The sequence below is a fragment of the Marinomonas gallaica genome (genome assembly GCF_001639745.1).
Lineage (GTDB): Bacteria > Pseudomonadota > Gammaproteobacteria > Pseudomonadales > Marinomonadaceae > Marinomonas > Marinomonas gallaica.
Genome location: NZ_LTAX01000074.1, coordinates 1 through 273 on the forward strand (window position 1 = coordinate 1; position 273 = coordinate 273).

At 50.9% G+C, this 273-nt stretch carries 1 protein-coding gene; it reads right to left on the bottom strand.

Annotated features, from left to right (window positions below):
- On the bottom strand, nt 1-273 hold a 273-nt coding region (locus tag AYW76_RS18690), incomplete at both ends, for a c-type cytochrome (RefSeq protein WP_197467857.1).

Genomic DNA, 273 nt, shown 5'->3' on the forward strand with positions numbered 1-273 from the left:
AACGAATGGCAGACCACCAGCAAACGGCTCTCCCCCTTCAGCACTATGGCAGGCGACGCAATCACCTGCATGCGCCAGATACTCTCCACGCTCCACTGACGACGCATCAAGCTTTGCAAGTCGCGAATTGTTGTCCAACCGCGCTTTGGTTATGTATGCACCAATAGCCAAAATTTCATTCTGAGAGAGCTGCTGTCCAAAGGCTGGCATAACATTGTTTAGGCCTGCACGAATGGTGTGCTGAATTTCCTCTATACTGCCACCATGTAACCA